The organism is Halobacillus sp. AWM4_238, assembly GCF_056158265.1.
Genome location: NZ_JBSWSY010000002.1, coordinates 1,350,330 through 1,365,773 on the forward strand (window position 1 = coordinate 1,350,330; position 15,444 = coordinate 1,365,773).

Sequence of the window (15,444 nt, forward strand, 5' to 3'; positions counted from 1 at the left end):
TTTTTATTTCAATGGACTGGATCAATGTGGAGGGGAACAGGATTGAATCGGTTATGCCCCTATCAGACAGAAAGTCTCAGAAAGTCAGCTTGTACCTGAAAAAAGGCATGAGCTTTCTAATAAACTATTCTTACAAAATGAAAGGTTGTGGAATGAAATGAAACGAACATTAGAACAAAGATTACAGGATGGACCGGTGATTTGTGGAGAAGGATACTTATTTGAATTGGAGCGCCGCGGTTATTTACAGGCCGGATCCTTTGTCCCTGAAGTAGCCCTCGATAATCCACAGGCACTAAAACAGACGTATCGTGACTATATGCTCGCTGGCTCCGACGTCGTCCTAGCCTTCACCTATAACGGCCATCGGGAGAAAATGAGAATCATCGGCAAAGAGGATTTATTAGAGCCGCTTAACCGTCAGGCCATCCGTCTAGCCAAAGAAGTTGCAGAGGAGCACCCTGAGGAAGAAGCACTCGTAGCCGGGAACATTTCCAACACTAACCTGTTCAACCCGGATGACCCTGAAGCTGTTGAAAAAACAAGAAGCATGTTTGCTGAGATGGTCGGCTGGTGTAAGGATGAAGGGGTAGATTTTGTGAACGGCGAAACCTTCTATTATTACGAAGAGGCGCTGATCGCACTGGAAGAAATTCAAAAACAAGACCTCCCTGCGGTGATCACCTTCGGTCTGATGGGAGAAAACATTTTGCGTGACGGCTACGAAGTAGAAGAAGCCTGCCGCTTATTAGAAGAAAAAGGCGCACTTGTTGTAGGGATGAACTGCTTCCGAGGACCAGCAACGATGCAGCCGTATGTAGAGAAAATCCGTAACACGGTGGACGGTTATGTAGGTGCCCTTCCAATTCCTTACCGCACGACGGAAGAACACCCGACCTTCTTCAATCTGCCGGACGGTGGCTGTGCCTGTACTCTTCCAACGGAAACAACGTTCCCAACGTCCCTGGACCCGCTATACACGAACCGATATGAGCTTGCTGAGTGGGCCAAAGAAGCGTACAGCATTGGTGTGAACTACCTGGGACTCTGCTGTGGAGCATCTCCGGCTATGCTACGTGAAGTAGCAGAAACCGTCGGCCGTACAGCCGTCAACTCCACGTATTCCCCGGATATGGAGAAACACTTCCTGTTCGGCAGTGACGACACGCTGCAGGATCACATCACATCTTATAAGACGAAAGCATAAGGAATAACGCCTGTCCTGTAATTCAGACAGGCGTTTTCAAACATTCACCTTTTTGTCTGTGGACGGTTATGAATCTTCTTAGTCAAGATTCGCTTCCCTATACTTTAAAACTCGAATTCAAGGTTACTACCTTCTGTAAACCACTTGGAGTAAGCAGGTTATTGAATAGCTTCAGTCGTGGCCAAATATTTTTATGATCGTAACAATACGAATACTCAACTGTCTTTTTTCAGGATATACATATGATAGCGCGCGTTGAATTCCGGGTAGTCTGTATAGCGGTCAGCAAGTACTTTCCACTCGACCTCCATCTCATCCAACACCCGCTTCAAGTATGCCTCTCTCTTTTCCCCTTGCATCATAAAAACAGCCAACATCCCGCCGTATTTCAACTCTGAAGCAATACGCTGGACGAGCTTCGTTTCGTTCTTGATATCCTTTTTATAAAAATGCAGCATCGAATCCAACAGAACAATATCGTGTTCCTCTTCAACCGGATACGTGTAAATATCTCCTACTTTCCCGGTTACGTTCAACTGCTCGTCACGGGACGTTTGGTTCATTTGATCAAGCCCGACAGTAGAGATATCGACGCCTGTCACCTTGTACCCCAACCTTCCTAGGCTTAATGAATCTCTGCCTTGTCCACATCCTAAATCAAGGACATGCGCTTTCGGTTCATACGCGTCAAAGAATTCCACGAGTCCAGGGTAGGGGTTTCCGAAATACGCCTGTTCTTGGTAATATTTATCGTAGGCTGGTTTTTTCAAGATGCTCCACCGTTTTCCCAATCTTCCATTGCCATCTCATGGTTCATTTCAGCGGCAACTTCATACCCTTCGCTCGCAGCCTTCAGCAATCCGGAGAATCCATTCTTCGTGTCACCGATGACATATAAGCCCTTCACAGCTGTTTCCGCTCCTTCTTCCGTCTTGACTCCACCCATGTCCGTATAGCCAATCCCAAAATGATCGAGAGAAAACGCCTGGAATTCGCCGGTGTCCATGATAAATCCGCCTGATCTATGGTACGCCTCCCCAGACGCCATCACGACCTGCTGAAGCTGACCATCCGTTGAAACAAGCTCATCAATCGGGGCTTCCACCAGCTCCACACCATGCTCTCGTAAATCTTCTACGTTTTCATTCGAAAGCACTGCCGCTCCGTTTGTAAAAACGATCAGATCCTTGCTCCAGTTATAAATCAATTTCACGTAATGCATAAGCCACGGTTCGTTACCGAAAATCGCCAAGGGCTCATCTCTCCGTTCCCAGCCGTCACAATACGGACAAGGAAAAACAGTGGAGCCATAAACATCCTGAAGTCCTTTGATGGGAGGAAGCTCCTCTTTCATCCCTGCTGCCACAACGACCCGGTAACTTGTATAACTTTCCCCGCTATCTGTCTGAACGGTAAAAACACCCTCCTCCTTCTCGAGTGCCGTCACCTTCGTTTCAACATAGCTGACCGTAGGATAAAACATGATTTCTCGCAGCCCGATTGACTTGAACTCATCAGGCTTTACCCCGTCCCGTGTCAGATAGCCGTGTGATGCCTGCGTTACACGGTTCCGAGCGGCGTTAGCATCGAGTACGAGTACCTTACGTTTCGAACGTCCCAACACAAGTGCTGCACTCAACCCGGCAGCGCCACCTCCGATTACAATTACTTCATAATTTTCCATTCATAACGATCCCCTTTCTTGCCTTCACACGCGCTGTTTTCGCTTGATACATCCCTTCCGCAACCCCAATCGGAAGTTCTCTCACCAGGTCTTTATAATCTAGAATGGTAAGTGAAGGTACAGCCTTCATTTCCTGCGCCACTTCCTCAGATGATGGAAACTCCTCCAACAGACCACCAGGTGGAAGCTCATGCTCTGTTTTGATCAATCCAAGGTAAACGAGCAGCCCGCCTTCCGCCAGTTGCTTTTCTAACCTGGCGAAAAGAAGCGCCCGTTCTTTTTCCAAAAAATGGACGAACGAGAGAAGAATCAAATCAAATGGAGCTTCGCTCGTGTACGTACGTGCATCAGCTACTTCTGCTTCGATAGGATATCCTCGTTTCTTAGAATATTCTCTAATAAACTGGACAGCCGAAGGGACAAAATCGACACTCGTCACGTTCCACCCCTGCTTGGCCAGCCAAAAACTATTGCCACCTTCCCCTGCACCGAGATCAAGCGCACGGCCTGCCGGCACAGCCTTCAACCAATCGACAATCTGCTCATCCGGTCTGGTCCAACGCTTACGGTTTTGTTGATACTCCTCGTCAAAACTCATGACAACAGCCCCTTCTCAAACGTTCTCCATGCAAGCTCCGGAATCTCTTTCGGAGCGACCGTCCCGTTCTGCAACGTCTCCCAAGCCGTTAACAACACCCCGTCATACATATGGAAAACCCAGGAATCCGGAATAGAAGAATTGATATGCCCAGCGTCCCTCAACCGTCCGATCAAGGCATAAAGCTCCTTGTTAACCTTAGAAAACTTGCACGTCTCCGGATCGTGCTCCTCATGATGCCCATGCTCACGGAATAAAAGATGAAACCCACGCTGACCTGCATTCGTCCTGATGATCATTTCCATCTGTTCCAGCGGATCCTCACACCTGTCCATCGATTCGTTAAAGATAGCTAACGTCCTTTCAATCAGCACTTCATGGATCGTAGAAAACAACCGCTCGCGGTTCTTAAAATAACGGTGAATCGTCATCCGACTGACGCTCGCCTGTTCAGCGATCGACTCCATCGATGCGCTTTCGTCTTTAGAGAGTACATCGATTGCGACATTCACAATATTGGTTTGTGTTTTGTTCATTTTCTCTCACCCCTAAACGTTACAACTATGTAACATAATGTACAACAAAGTAACATTTTCGTCAATATAAAAGCAGCCATTCATTCAGAATGCCTGCTTTTATAGAAAGGATTTTCTAAGATCTATCTTGATTACAAGATCCTATTGCACATAGGTATTCACTTTTAGACTTACCTAATACCTTTCTCATATCTCCTAGACTTATGAAATAAAAGCGATATTGTTTTTAAAAGGTGAATCAGAAATTTCCAAGATCAAGTGGATCCGGTTACCCATTAACTAAAGAACGCCCGGAGATTGAATCCAAGCATTCTTTTTTCTATTCTAGTATTATAGGAAGCATTCATTACTTGAACAAATCCCCCTCTATGGTGTGACTTATACCATTCCCCAAAAATCAGTGCTTAATAACGATATGTATATCAAAAGGATAAAGATTATCTCCAAAATGGTTGCTTTATACGCATTAGGATTTTGTGCATACTTTCGTTCCATCACAGCTCTTCCTATTTCAGATGCAACAAGAAATGCAATAATTAAATACCACGGTTGTAAAAACCAATATGTATTAGTTGGATAGCTCATCATGTTAATGCTATATCCAAAAAACAGACTGATTGCTGCAATGATTCTTATGATCCAATCGATCCTTTTATGTTTTTCATTAACGTGGTTGTAGGAAAGTATCTTCTTTTTCTCCACCTTTAACCATCTTCTCGTTATTGTGTTAAAAGAAATCAACAATACACTTACTATGCTTAACAAAAGCAATAACCCCAACCAAAAATCAAAATCCAGACCATAACCTAACATACAGTGCCTCCTTAATTAATGTTTCACTTCCAAAATCAGCAAAAATTGAATCAGGGGAATCTGACCAGCAGATTCTTCGAGGTGAGAAAATATATCCTCGCTTAAACTCGTTCCCACATTCAGAGCAACTGACAACACCGTCCATGTTTTACCCCTCCTTCTATTTCGTTTTTCTTATTGAGTTTTTACTTCTTTTCAAGGCTCAACATTTTGCTTTATTTCTTTATTGGGTTCAGCAGTTTTTCTCTCTAATATGACAAAAACTCAATGAAAGTGATGATTTCACCTCCAACAGCAACTACACCAAATATCACAAGGTCTAAAATAACTACCACGCCTGAAAAACACTTTCATTCATATACGAATGAGTACAGATATCGTTTCATAACTGGCTATTATCTCGAAAATGACTCTTCCACTAACCTGTCCTATTTTTAATTACACAAAAGGCGACTATTCTTATTGAATAATCGCCCCTTGAACAGGAAAAGGATAATCCCTGCAGAAGAATCCTGTGCGAAGCAAATGTCTATTTACATTTATCGCACCACATGTTTCCTTGTGAAAAAGAAAAGCAGCAAAGCAACCATCATTTCTGCAAGCGGTAAGGCGAGCCAAACACCAGCGATGCCAATAATTTTTGGAAGCACCCACAGCAGGACCAAAATGAAAAGAAAACTTCTTAACAGAATAATGATGATCGATGGACGGATCTCACCGATAGACTGAAAATAAGTCATGTAAACGAAATTTATACCTAAAAAGAGATAACCGATAAAAAACAACCGAATTCCTTGAACAGCTAATTTACGAACTTCTTCTGATTCCAGTCCAAAAAGTGAAACGAGCAATGGTGCGGCAAGCAGACCAGTAATAAGGAGGATGGCCCCAAGCATGAAAGCTGACTTCTCACCAATCTTCACACTCTCTTTGATACGGCCTTTTTCTTTTGCCCCGTGATAGTAGCTGATCATCGGTTGCAGCGCTGCCTCAATCCCAAAGAACGATAGAAACATGAAGCCGTGCAAATAATTCACGACAGAAAAAGCTGCGACTCCTTCTGTGCCCAGTAAGCCGACCATTGCCAGGTTATAACCTGCAACAAAGACAAGAGCTCCGGCTTCTGCAAGGAAGCTCGGGAACCCAATGATGAAGATGGTTTTAAGCGCATGCCATGACCACTGGAAGGAAAGCTTCCTCAAATTTGAATGCTTTTTAAAGAAGTGAAGCAAAAGGACGAGTACCCCGAAGAAACTTGCGAGGACAGTGGCAAGCGCTGCGCCAAAAACACCCAGCTTTAAGATAAAAATCATATAATAGTTCAAGCCAATATTTATAATGGCCGTCAAGCCAAGAGCGACCATCGCCAAAGTCGGACTGCCATCATTACGCACGAATATGCTGAGGAGCTGCTGTACTGCGATCAACCACCCAAACAGAAATAGAACCGTTAAGTAGTCGATGGTATGAGAAAGGGTAGAGACATTTGCTCCAAGCACATTCGCAATCACCTCTACGTTCATGTAACCGACCACTCCGATAGCGAGCAATAGAACCGATGAACTGGCAACAGCTAGTGAAAATACACTTCTCGCCTTCTCCCTATTTTCCTCCCCTATATGGATGGAATAGATCGTGCCCCCACCAATTCCAATCCATAATGCGATTGAGAAAATAAGAGAGAACACTGGCATAGCAAGATTCACGCCAGCAAGCCCTTCCGATCCTACACCGTTACCAACAAAAATCCCATCAATCAGGATGTTCACAGACATCAGCATCATCCCTAATAATGATGGAAAAAAATATTGTAAAAATACTTTTTTAACGGGTTGGTGTTTTAAAAATTCATGTGTTCCATTCATTTATAATTCCTCCTGCAATTTCTTACATGAGAAAGTATAAACCTTCAAGTGGCTTGAAGGTCAATCTTTTTTATCAACCGGAATTTGAATCAAGGTTACATAGGCTTCCTTGTCTTGAATAACGGACTCATCAAGCATCGCTATTTCAACGGGGGCTCCGTTCATTCGATAACCATCTTCCTGAAGACGTTCTATAACAAAGGAAAGAGTGGATTGAACCGTTTCATATGGTCCTCGATGTGGATAACAAGCGTACAACCCTGGCTTCAAATAGGATGTCTGTAAAGTTTCCTTCTCCTGGTGAAGCAATTCAAAGACAGCTCGATATTTCACAGCCCCTTCTTTTAGACTTTCTATTTCCACAACAGCTCCAAAATCACCTGTGAAAAATCCATCATAACCATGTCCAGCTGAAGAAAGCCCCTCCAAGTCCTTTAAATATAAGGAATCTAATTCTTTCATCAAATCAATCGGCGCATCATTATACAAATAAGAAATAGCCCGTTTTGGAAACGAGCGATACACCAATGATGGAGTTTCCCTTAGAGAAAGCCCCTCCTCGATTGTATTAATCTTATTGTTTATTTTCTCAGAAACCTTCTTCAACCGCTCCATTTCTTCCTCCACTTCTCCAAGCTTTCGTTCGAGTAGAGCTTTTGTATTCTCAGGAGTTCGATGCTCTAGTTGCTGCTGAATATCTTTTATGGAGAATCCATTTTTCTTCAAGAAAATGATGGTATCCAGTACGACAAATTGTTTCATGGTATAGTAACGATAGCTTGTATCAGCATCTACATATTCTGGCTGAAAAAGCCCAATCTCATCATAGTAACGAAGGGTCGAAGGGGAGATCTGAAATAATTTAGCCACCTCTCCGACACGGAACCTTTCTTTCATTTGATTTCCACCTTTATCATTTTAAAAATTGTAAATAACACAAACTCTTATGCGCAGGTAAAGGGCTATATGTAACCGACTTTATTCTATATCATTAAAACACTTATTTTTTATTCTTCAAACGGAATAGCCCTGTCCATCCACCAATAACAAGCCATCTCAAGCCATATGCTTTCCCAAAAGACAAGCGACAAGAATTGTTCTCAACAAAAAGGTCTTCGAGATAATGCGTCACTAGATTTATAGACTTATCCATAAGTACTTTTGGTTGAAAATAGAAAAATGAGCAAAACAGATCCTTCAACTAAGCTGAAAGAAATTAAATAAGCGATTGCTCTCATTGAACAATCGCCCCCTATACTTTAAGACTCAGTACCGAGATTATTATTTGTCTATCTTAAACACTCACGGTAATTTCATATCATTACATGACTTTACTATTAAAGCATTCTTCACAAATAAATTTACCTTCATTTCTTAAATATGCCTTAATTTCTGTAAAACCTTTTTGCTTAGGGTAACGCATCTTCACAAAAACGACATCATCTTCTTTTATTTCATTCTCGCAATACGTGCATTTAGGTTTATCAAATAACATTAAATCATCCTCTCCAAAAATTATAAGGATTTCTATTTATTATCACTATTGATGCGGTATAGCTTTTACTCCACTGTAAAAATGAATTGTCGCTTAACCATTCTACTAGTTTAATTCTTTAGCTTAACGAGAAGTATGTGTATCATCGTTAATAACAATATTTCCTACATATTGAGCCACGTTACTCCCATCCTTAAATGTAGCATCTAAAATATAACTCCCTTCTTCAGTCGGGAACCGAAACTCTCTATACTTATTCAAATCGAGTTCGATTTTTTCTCCATCTTTCCATAGAACAGCTGTGATCGTTGGATCTGTCCAAATATCTCCACCATTTTCTTTATTCTCTTGAAAATCTAAAGAAGCATCCTGATGTGGGAAAACCTTTATTTCATCTTGTGATAATCCATATTCTTCTATATCATCTATTTTTTCTTCTACTTCCCCGCTTGATGAATACCAACTGATATTCGCTTCTGTTAATTGTACTGATTGACTAAGTATGTGAGCATCTATATGTAAATGAGCAGTTGGAACTCCAACATCATAATCTTCACCAATACATCCCGCCAGTGCCAAAATGAAAAGCAATCCTGCCAATAATTTCAGAGTTTTGTTCATAACCATACACCACTCCACTTCATTCAAAATATGGTCATCCGTTTCATAGTAACTGTTTCTTTTTTAAAGTCCAGACTAGAAATACATATGCCAAAAAAGAAAGTCATGCAGTAATGAAGAAGATTACTCTTACGAAAAAAGAAGATCGTTGAAGAATCGATGTTAAGAGCACAAGAACTAGACAATAGTTTTTGACAGTCTTTTTTAGATCCTATATACTAATCACCTGTTTGTCGGGAGTAAAATAATTTGTAATCATTAATCGAGAAAAGAGGAGGTACTTAAATGGATGTTAAAATTTCTGATTTAGTTGAAGCAAAACGTCAAATTGACTCAACATTAAACAAACTTAGAGAGACAGTAAAAACTTTTGAAGCTAAAGAAAATCCTGATAGATATAAATCTCAAATCACTCTAGCTAAAAGGCGGATAGAAGCCTTTGAAATTTCTGTGTTTCTCATTGAAAGAGAAATGAACGACCTTAGTGAAAAAAGCTAATTCACAGAAACTTATATAAATGATGCAATTACTTTTTTGAACAATCGCCCCTTCTATGGAAGACATGATTCGAACTGTGTGAAGCATTGGGCACCGTTAGTTAAAGACTTGAAACCAAGAAAATAATAAACTCTTAAAAGGATCAATACTCACTTTCCAATATAGAATAAATCTCTGTATCACTAAACTCTCCCTTTATAAGCTCATTCTTTCTTAAAGTGCCTTCATATTTCATACCTAACTTTTTCATTACCTTTTGAGAACCGTAATTATCTGTATCGGACCTACCCTCAATTCTGTTAAGTTTTAGATCGTTAAAACCATAGCGAACAAGCTCCTGAAGTGCTTCTGGAGCAATCCCTCTTCCCCAATACTCTTCTGATAAAAAATATCCCAATTCTACACACTTATGTTTATTACTCCAATCAATAAAGGCTGCCACACCAATCACTTCGCCTGTTTCATTCCATTCAATTGCCCATTCACCAGCTTCACCTTTTTCGTATCCTCTAATTACCATACCTAGAAACTCTTCGGTTACATCTTTCGACTCATTTACTTCCCATGTCATAGGCCGTGCTACGTTAGGATTAGAACAGAAACTAAACACATCTTCTAAATCTGAAAAAGCCAGCTTTCTTAGTGTTAATCTTTCAGTATTAAACTCCGGCATGTCTCTTAAATAGTCTTCCACTTCCATACGACCACACTCCATACATCACATTAACTTCTTAAATAAATATTATGACATCATATCGCTATTTTACAAAATTTTCAATACTTTCCGATTAATCATTCCCCCTCCTTCTGTCCAAAAAAAGAGGACGATTACTCTAATTGAATAATCGCCCCCGCTTCTTGAAGACTCTAAATCAAGAAATTTTGTTTGCAAATTTCAACGTACATACATGTTAATGCACCAGATCATGTTATTTGGGAGTAACTTTCAGATCTTCTCCTCTAGCTTTCGTTGCTTCATAAATCACACCGTTATCATGAGATTTAATATCAAAGAAACCATTATATTGACCCCAAAACTCTGGTGAGTTGGAGACTTGTTCAAATTTATTTAATATGTTGTTAAACATAGCAGATGCTTCTTCTTGTGATGGATGCTTTTCAACCATAAGCCTAAATTTCACTTGATTCTCACTTTCGCTTAATGAAGCTGCGGTTGTCGTTATTTCGTCTAATCCTCTAAAATAATCTTCTGTCATTCCCATTGATTTAGAAATATCTCCTTCTGGCTGCTGATTACAAGCAACTGTCAAAAGCAATAAACCAACAAAATAGGCATGCAACAATAATACTCTTTCATAAGGCATCACCAACTTCTGATATTCTCACTTTCAGATTTTTAAAAAATACTTATCCAGTTCATGAGACAAAGTCTAAGCAAATGTAATAGAGGCGAGCGCTCTATTCAGCAATCACCCTCGATTGTTGAAAAAGTGAAATTTAGGTATCTTGAAGTAGATCTCACACTAACTCACGCTTGAGTTGAACATAAGATTCACTTAATCTTGCTTTTCCATAGTTTTGTAATATTCTATACCTAAGATACCTAGACCCAAGACTGTAATTATTACTCCTAATACGAATGGAAACCCTAAGAATAATGATTCTACAACTTCATCACCATATTGTTTATCACCAAAAATTGCATGCCATAACTTTGACTTACCAGACCATGACGTAATCTGAGTTGCATAAATAGTACCTGACAATATAATTGTTAGTGTTATTAATAATCCACCTAACATTATAAATCCGCCAATGACAATTCTTTTCATTGAAAAATTTCCTCCAAACAAAATCTCTCTCCTGTTCTAAAAGTGAATACGATATTCTTTATGAACCAACAGTCCCGAAACAGGAAGACTCAGTTAATTACCCTCCATACATCCTTCAAACTTCGATGAAGTAAGATGATGGATCTAACTTAAAAAATCCTTACTGTCCATCTTTAGTATACTTCTTATCATATTCTTCAGTTTTTAATTGGAAATAGGAAATACTTATCCAACCAATAATTGAAACAACACCGACAAATATAGATACCCAAAATCCCATGAGAACACCTCCTACATGAAACCTCCAGACGGTCATAAATACCCTCTTTATATATCTAAACTAGCACCAATAAATGGTGTTGTTTAACATTCGTCCTCGTTTAAGTAAGACCAGATTCTAAGATAACTAGGCTAAAATAAATATCTACACAATAATCGCATGTTTCAATAAGTAATTACTTCTTACCTTTTTGTTCTAACAGTATAGGTCCCATATTTAGGAAGATAGAAACGATTGTCAAAAACCATAATGCCTTTTCCATACCAGGTACTACATCCATTAAAGCAGCCCAATCTTCCACTTCTACCCAATCAGAGACAAGGCTGTATTCTCCACAAAGCGTTAATGCTGTAAATGATAATCCCATCGCCATAGCAAGCCTATAATCCTTTCCTACTTTATACATATAAAGATTTATAAAAGTTGCTACTATAGCAATGACCCCTAAAATTATCCACATAACTATATCTCCAATCCCATGTTAGTTTGTATTATATTGATAAGGCAATGCTGCTGGAAAGAGTGCAACTTAATGACAATCAACTTACCCCTCTCATATAGTCAACCTTCAGATAATCTGTTTACTAGAAGTTATGTACTCAATAAGACGTATAATTCTATGCAAAAGAAAAGCGACTATTCTTATGGAACAATCGTCTTCTTTACTTGAAGACTTGATGTCGAGATAAGTAAATTAATAATCTAATGGAATTATGATACTTTCTCACTCATTTAGTAATTGTTCCTTGATGAAAATACAGTTGCCACCTACTGTCTATATACTTCCATATAGAGCTTCTAAGCGTATTTCTTTTCCTAGTTTTATCTTCAATAAAGTAAGTGGCAAGTACGACATCAGAAGCTAATGGTTGTATCTCGTAATTATGTATGGTCATTTCTGATAATACTACACCAAGTTCAATGCATTCCTTTTTTTCGTATTTAACACCTGAACTACCGATTTCCCAAAAATCATCAGCCAATATTTTATCAAGTTCTTCTGAAGATGCCCTTACCTGGAGATTTATATGTGTTTCTTCTAACTCTCTTAATTGTGCTTTTAAATCATTGGACATTTTTTGTCTCCTTTCTTTTATAACTCTTCTCACATAAGACCCCCTTTTTTTAAGGCATGAAGTCGAGAAAATTAATTAAGCTGATCAAACACCTCACTTGCAAAATAACGTCACAGATAAGATTTTATGAATGAGTAAACAATTGTTCACTTAGTTTTATGAAATCTTCAACATCCTGAACACATCGCTGCATACCTTTCTCCCAGAAGTCTTCTTTTGTAATATCTTCACCCAAATGCTTCATGATTAAGTCTTCAACATTCATTCGTCCTGAATCTCTAAGAAGAGATACGTACTTAGTTTCAAAATCTGGTCCTTCTTGTTCAACTTCTTCATAGATTGCCATAGCTAGCAAATACCCGAATGTGTAAGGGAAATTATAAAAAGGATTTCTTGTAAGATAAAAGTGAGGGGTGGATGCCCAGGAATATACCGATAAGTCATCCATGGATCCACGATAACCTTCCTCTAAAGACTCTCCCATCATTTTATTTAACTGACCTACAGGAACAAAGCCGTGTTGTTTCTCCTGGTATAGATTTTTTTCAAATAAAAATCTTGAATGAATCTCCATAAAGTTCATAACACTTCGCTTAAGTTTTTCATCTAACAAAAATAACTTTTGAGCCTGTAATTTTGATTCTTTTAATGCAGCGTTTAAAACAATCATTTCTGAATAAGTCGAAGCTGTCTCAGCTAAACACATAGGATATTCTCTGTTCAACTGGTTAACAGCTCCCAAGGCATGATTATGGAATGCATGCCCTAACTCATGAGCTAAAGTAAGCGTATCAGTAATACGACCACCATAGGTCATGAAAATCCTAGATTCTCCCGACAATGGGAAACCAGCACAAAAAGCATAGGAAGCCTTATTTGAACGATCTTCTGCTTCTATCCAATTTTGATGGAATGCTTTTCGAGAGAACTTTTCAAATTCAGGACTATGCGTTCGAATATGATTTAAAATGAATTCTATACCATCCTGATAATTGATTGACTGAACATCTTTATTTATTGGGGCCCAAAAATCATAGGCTTGCATAGAATTATTACCTAGCATTTTTGCTTTTTGGTTTAAGTATCGAACAAAAGGCTGTTTATTCTGAGTAACTACATTCCACATAGCATCTAATGTTTTCTTTTTTATTCTGTTATCCCTTAGAGATTTATTTAATTCGCTTTCCCCTCTCAGATTACCAATGGTTGTCCGAACTCCATTAATTCGGTTAATAATAGTAGAAATAACTGTTGAATTGTTTTTCCAGGCGTTTTTAAGCTCAAAGTATGAGTCCTTACGGAGTTCTGCTTTAGGATGAGAACGTAAATTTCTGGTTTGGGCAATAGATAGTTTTTCGCTATTTCCATTCACGTTTATCTTAAGCCTTATTTCAGCTATTAAAGATTGGTACAAATCTCCCCAGGCGTGGTATCCATCCTCAAGCAATAATTCAATGGTCTTTTCTTCACTTTCAGTTAATCCCGTTTGTTCTTGCCGGCGCCATTCTTTAAGAATAAATTGATACTGTTTTAAATCGTCATTTTTCACTATTTCTTTCCATGAATCATCACTCAAATTAGCAATCCATTTTTGCACTTTACGGACTAAAGAATTAAACTTTACACTTATCTTAGAAAACTTTTCTTTCCAGCCAAAGACATTTTGATCTTGGGTATTTTCTGCACTTCGACAAGTTAAGAAAGAAGAAAGTTGTGATATATTAGCTTTTGTTTTTTCAACTATTTGGATAGTTTTCATTAGTTGAACTGAATAAAACCCACTTTCAGATTCTTCTGGATTTACAATAAGAGCCTCTAACTTTGTTACTGCCTGATCTATTTCATTTAAATGATTATGTATAACATTTGAATCTGAAGACACGTTAAAAATTGAGTTAATTTCCCATCTTTCTGGATACCTGAATTCCTCCATCCAATCTCCTCCGCTTATAAATATTTCCATATAATTCAGAATAACAGAATATACGTTCTCGTCCCAGGTTATTTTAGACTTTGGCTCTGTTAAAGTTTAATAATGGTATTACTAACAACAAAGAGGAGCTTCCATTTTCATGGAAGTTCCTCTTTTTTATATTAGGCTTATTCAACTAACGCCCCATTACTTAAAGACTCAAATTCGAGATAAATTTCCACATCAGTTAGATAAAACCTAATTGAGTACCTTCCATAGGTTGCTGTTCTCCATCTCAATTAGCTGACCGTATACACCTAAAGTTCTAACTATTGTTTCCCCTCCATCAGGATCTTCAAATTTTTGTTCCTGCGAAGTAAATAGGCCTGCGTTTTTATAATGAGAGGAACTAAACCTTATTTGGCTTTTCCCATTAAAACAAATTCCATCTCCTTCACAGTTTATATTGTGTTTTTCTGATACAAATCTGTTAAAGGCTGCTTCGGATGGTGTAGTTACCACCATTCCAAAAACCAACACAACCATCGCTATACAAACCAAGAATAATACTTTTTTTAACAATAAAAAAACCCTTTCATATCGACTAACATTCCATATAACCGTTTCCAGAAAACCTTCCTTATGTAAATAATTTGTTATTGAACCTTCAAATCAAGGTCTCTTTTTTTCATTTTATTTACTGCGAATCTAACTATTAAGTAAATTATAAGTACATTAAACATAAAAGTTGCAGGATTAATTGCACAACCATCATTACCACTAAAGAAGTTATCAAAAAACCAGACACTGTAAGGTTCTTTTTGGTGTATCGTTATATACTTTAATGGGAATCCAAAAGTGTAGTTTCCTATTCCTTCATTAGAATAATTACTGGGTATAAAACAGGGTATAAAAATGCAGAAGAGCAAACTCCAACTCAAATGTTTCCAGTCTAACCTCTTCAAAAAATTCCTCCTTGGTTAAACTTTATTAGCTTTGTCAATTTAAAAGTTACATCCATGATAACCTCTATTCGGGTGAGCAGCCTTTTAACCAATAGCACCGG

At 38.7% G+C, this 15,444-nt stretch carries 19 protein-coding genes; 2 read left to right on the plus strand and 17 right to left on the minus strand.

What is annotated here, in order from left to right:
- Nucleotides 1–157 precede the first annotated feature (157 nt).
- Nucleotides 158–1,207: a homocysteine S-methyltransferase family protein gene (locus ACXACN_RS06915; RefSeq protein WP_474963328.1), complete on the plus strand. Its 1,050-nt coding sequence runs from the start codon at nucleotides 158–160 to the stop codon at nucleotides 1,205–1,207.
- A 215-nt stretch (nucleotides 1,208–1,422) separates the two neighbouring features.
- Here ACXACN_RS06915 and ACXACN_RS06920 read toward each other — a convergent pair whose 3' ends face one another.
- The 9 genes from ACXACN_RS06920 to ACXACN_RS06960 form a co-directional block, all read right to left on the minus strand.
- Nucleotides 1,423–1,977: a class I SAM-dependent methyltransferase gene (locus tag ACXACN_RS06920; protein ID WP_474963329.1), complete on the minus strand. Its 555-nt coding sequence runs from the start codon at nucleotides 1,975–1,977 to the stop codon at nucleotides 1,423–1,425.
- Complete coding sequence (locus tag ACXACN_RS06925) at nucleotides 1,974–2,891, minus strand: NAD(P)/FAD-dependent oxidoreductase (RefSeq protein ID WP_474963331.1); 918 nt, start codon at nucleotides 2,889–2,891, stop codon at nucleotides 1,974–1,976. Before ACXACN_RS06925 ends, ACXACN_RS06920 begins: the two co-directional genes overlap by 4 nt.
- On the minus strand, nucleotides 2,878–3,489 hold the full coding sequence (locus tag ACXACN_RS06930) for an SAM-dependent methyltransferase (RefSeq protein ID WP_474963332.1): 612 nt from the start codon (nucleotides 3,487–3,489) through the stop codon (nucleotides 2,878–2,880). Before ACXACN_RS06930 ends, ACXACN_RS06925 begins: the two co-directional genes overlap by 14 nt.
- Nucleotides 3,486–4,025, minus strand: a complete 540-nt coding sequence (locus ACXACN_RS06935; protein ID WP_474963334.1) for a TetR/AcrR family transcriptional regulator — start codon at nucleotides 4,023–4,025, stop codon at nucleotides 3,486–3,488. The genes ACXACN_RS06930 and ACXACN_RS06935 overlap by 4 nt, the downstream gene beginning before the upstream one ends.
- A gap of 378 nt (nucleotides 4,026–4,403) precedes the next feature.
- Nucleotides 4,404–4,838: a DUF4181 domain-containing protein gene (locus tag ACXACN_RS06940; protein WP_474963335.1), complete on the minus strand. Its 435-nt coding sequence runs from the start codon at nucleotides 4,836–4,838 to the stop codon at nucleotides 4,404–4,406.
- Nucleotides 4,813–4,983: a PF20097 family protein gene (locus ACXACN_RS06945; protein ID WP_474963336.1), complete on the minus strand. Its 171-nt coding sequence runs from the start codon at nucleotides 4,981–4,983 to the stop codon at nucleotides 4,813–4,815. The genes ACXACN_RS06940 and ACXACN_RS06945 overlap by 26 nt, the downstream gene beginning before the upstream one ends.
- Nucleotides 4,984–5,377: 394 nt before the next feature.
- Nucleotides 5,378–6,703, minus strand: a complete 1,326-nt coding sequence (locus tag ACXACN_RS06950) for an MATE family efflux transporter (RefSeq protein ID WP_474963338.1) — start codon at nucleotides 6,701–6,703, stop codon at nucleotides 5,378–5,380.
- A gap of 60 nt (nucleotides 6,704–6,763) precedes the next feature.
- Entirely contained in the window at nucleotides 6,764–7,600 is an 837-nt protein-coding gene (locus ACXACN_RS06955; RefSeq protein WP_474963339.1) for a MerR family transcriptional regulator, read from the minus strand.
- A gap of 721 nt (nucleotides 7,601–8,321) precedes the next feature.
- A complete protein-coding gene (locus ACXACN_RS06960; RefSeq protein WP_474963341.1) occupies nucleotides 8,322–8,825 on the minus strand; it encodes a hypothetical protein in 504 nt (167 codons plus the stop codon).
- Between the two features lie 279 nt (nucleotides 8,826–9,104).
- Between ACXACN_RS06960 and ACXACN_RS06965 the strand changes: the two genes are divergently transcribed.
- A complete protein-coding gene (locus tag ACXACN_RS06965) occupies nucleotides 9,105–9,317 on the plus strand; it encodes a hypothetical protein (RefSeq protein WP_474963342.1) in 213 nt (70 codons plus the stop codon).
- Between the two features lie 142 nt (nucleotides 9,318–9,459).
- Here ACXACN_RS06965 and ACXACN_RS06970 read toward each other — a convergent pair whose 3' ends face one another.
- From ACXACN_RS06970 to ACXACN_RS07005, 8 genes are all read right to left on the minus strand, one after another.
- On the minus strand, nucleotides 9,460–10,017 hold the full coding sequence (locus ACXACN_RS06970; RefSeq protein ID WP_474963343.1) for a GNAT family N-acetyltransferase: 558 nt from the start codon (nucleotides 10,015–10,017) through the stop codon (nucleotides 9,460–9,462).
- Nucleotides 10,018–10,246: 229 nt separating this feature from the next.
- The gene (locus ACXACN_RS06975) at nucleotides 10,247–10,642 is read right to left on the minus strand and encodes an IolE/MocC family protein (protein ID WP_474963345.1); all 396 of its coding nucleotides are present in this window, start codon (nucleotides 10,640–10,642) and stop codon (nucleotides 10,247–10,249) included.
- Nucleotides 10,643–10,834: 192 nt separating this feature from the next.
- Entirely contained in the window at nucleotides 10,835–11,110 is a 276-nt protein-coding gene (locus ACXACN_RS06980; protein WP_474963346.1) for a hypothetical protein, read from the minus strand.
- A gap of 455 nt (nucleotides 11,111–11,565) precedes the next feature.
- Nucleotides 11,566–11,850 (minus strand): hypothetical protein, encoded by a 285-nt coding sequence (locus ACXACN_RS06985; protein ID WP_474963347.1) that lies wholly within the window; start codon nucleotides 11,848–11,850, stop codon nucleotides 11,566–11,568.
- Between the two features lie 268 nt (nucleotides 11,851–12,118).
- On the minus strand, nucleotides 12,119–12,466 hold the full coding sequence (locus ACXACN_RS06990; protein WP_474966823.1) for a nuclear transport factor 2 family protein: 348 nt from the start codon (nucleotides 12,464–12,466) through the stop codon (nucleotides 12,119–12,121).
- 124 nt (nucleotides 12,467–12,590) lie between these two features.
- On the minus strand, nucleotides 12,591–14,399 hold the full coding sequence (locus ACXACN_RS06995; protein ID WP_474963349.1) for a M3 family oligoendopeptidase: 1,809 nt from the start codon (nucleotides 14,397–14,399) through the stop codon (nucleotides 12,591–12,593).
- A gap of 237 nt (nucleotides 14,400–14,636) precedes the next feature.
- The gene (locus ACXACN_RS07000) at nucleotides 14,637–14,960 is read right to left on the minus strand and encodes a hypothetical protein (protein ID WP_474963350.1); all 324 of its coding nucleotides are present in this window, start codon (nucleotides 14,958–14,960) and stop codon (nucleotides 14,637–14,639) included.
- 74 nt (nucleotides 14,961–15,034) lie between these two features.
- Nucleotides 15,035–15,343, minus strand: a complete 309-nt coding sequence (locus tag ACXACN_RS07005; RefSeq protein ID WP_474963351.1) for a hypothetical protein — start codon at nucleotides 15,341–15,343, stop codon at nucleotides 15,035–15,037.
- Between the last annotated feature and the right edge of the window lie 101 nt (nucleotides 15,344–15,444).

Excerpts from the sequence above, each read along its gene's own strand:
- ACXACN_RS06915 (WP_474963328.1), top strand. The coding sequence starts at position 158 with ATGAAACGAACATTAGAACAAAGATTACAGGATGGACCGGTGATTTGT.
- ACXACN_RS06925 (WP_474963331.1), bottom strand. The coding sequence starts at position 2,891 with ATGGAAAATTATGAAGTAATTGTAATCGGAGGTGGCGCTGCCGGGTTG.
- ACXACN_RS06930 (WP_474963332.1), bottom strand. The coding sequence starts at position 3,489 with ATGAGTTTTGACGAGGAGTATCAACAAAACCGTAAGCGTTGGACCAGA.
- ACXACN_RS06935 (WP_474963334.1), bottom strand. The coding sequence starts at position 4,025 with ATGAACAAAACACAAACCAATATTGTGAATGTCGCAATCGATGTACTC.
- ACXACN_RS06940 (WP_474963335.1), bottom strand. The coding sequence starts at position 4,838 with ATGTTAGGTTATGGTCTGGATTTTGATTTTTGGTTGGGGTTATTGCTT.
- ACXACN_RS06945 (WP_474963336.1), bottom strand. The coding sequence starts at position 4,983 with ATGGACGGTGTTGTCAGTTGCTCTGAATGTGGGAACGAGTTTAAGCGA.
- ACXACN_RS06950 (WP_474963338.1), bottom strand. The coding sequence starts at position 6,703 with ATGAATGGAACACATGAATTTTTAAAACACCAACCCGTTAAAAAAGTA.
- ACXACN_RS06955 (WP_474963339.1), bottom strand. The coding sequence starts at position 7,600 with ATGAAAGAAAGGTTCCGTGTCGGAGAGGTGGCTAAATTATTTCAGATC.
- ACXACN_RS06960 (WP_474963341.1), bottom strand. The coding sequence starts at position 8,825 with ATGGTTATGAACAAAACTCTGAAATTATTGGCAGGATTGCTTTTCATT.
- ACXACN_RS06965 (WP_474963342.1), top strand. The coding sequence starts at position 9,105 with ATGGATGTTAAAATTTCTGATTTAGTTGAAGCAAAACGTCAAATTGAC.
- ACXACN_RS06970 (WP_474963343.1), bottom strand. The coding sequence starts at position 10,017 with ATGGAAGTGGAAGACTATTTAAGAGACATGCCGGAGTTTAATACTGAA.
- ACXACN_RS06975 (WP_474963345.1), bottom strand. The coding sequence starts at position 10,642 with ATGCCTTATGAAAGAGTATTATTGTTGCATGCCTATTTTGTTGGTTTA.
- ACXACN_RS06980 (WP_474963346.1), bottom strand. The coding sequence starts at position 11,110 with ATGAAAAGAATTGTCATTGGCGGATTTATAATGTTAGGTGGATTATTA.
- ACXACN_RS06985 (WP_474963347.1), bottom strand. The coding sequence starts at position 11,850 with ATGTGGATAATTTTAGGGGTCATTGCTATAGTAGCAACTTTTATAAAT.
- ACXACN_RS06990 (WP_474966823.1), bottom strand. The coding sequence starts at position 12,466 with ATGTCCAATGATTTAAAAGCACAATTAAGAGAGTTAGAAGAAACACAT.
- ACXACN_RS06995 (WP_474963349.1), bottom strand. The coding sequence starts at position 14,399 with ATGGAGGAATTCAGGTATCCAGAAAGATGGGAAATTAACTCAATTTTT.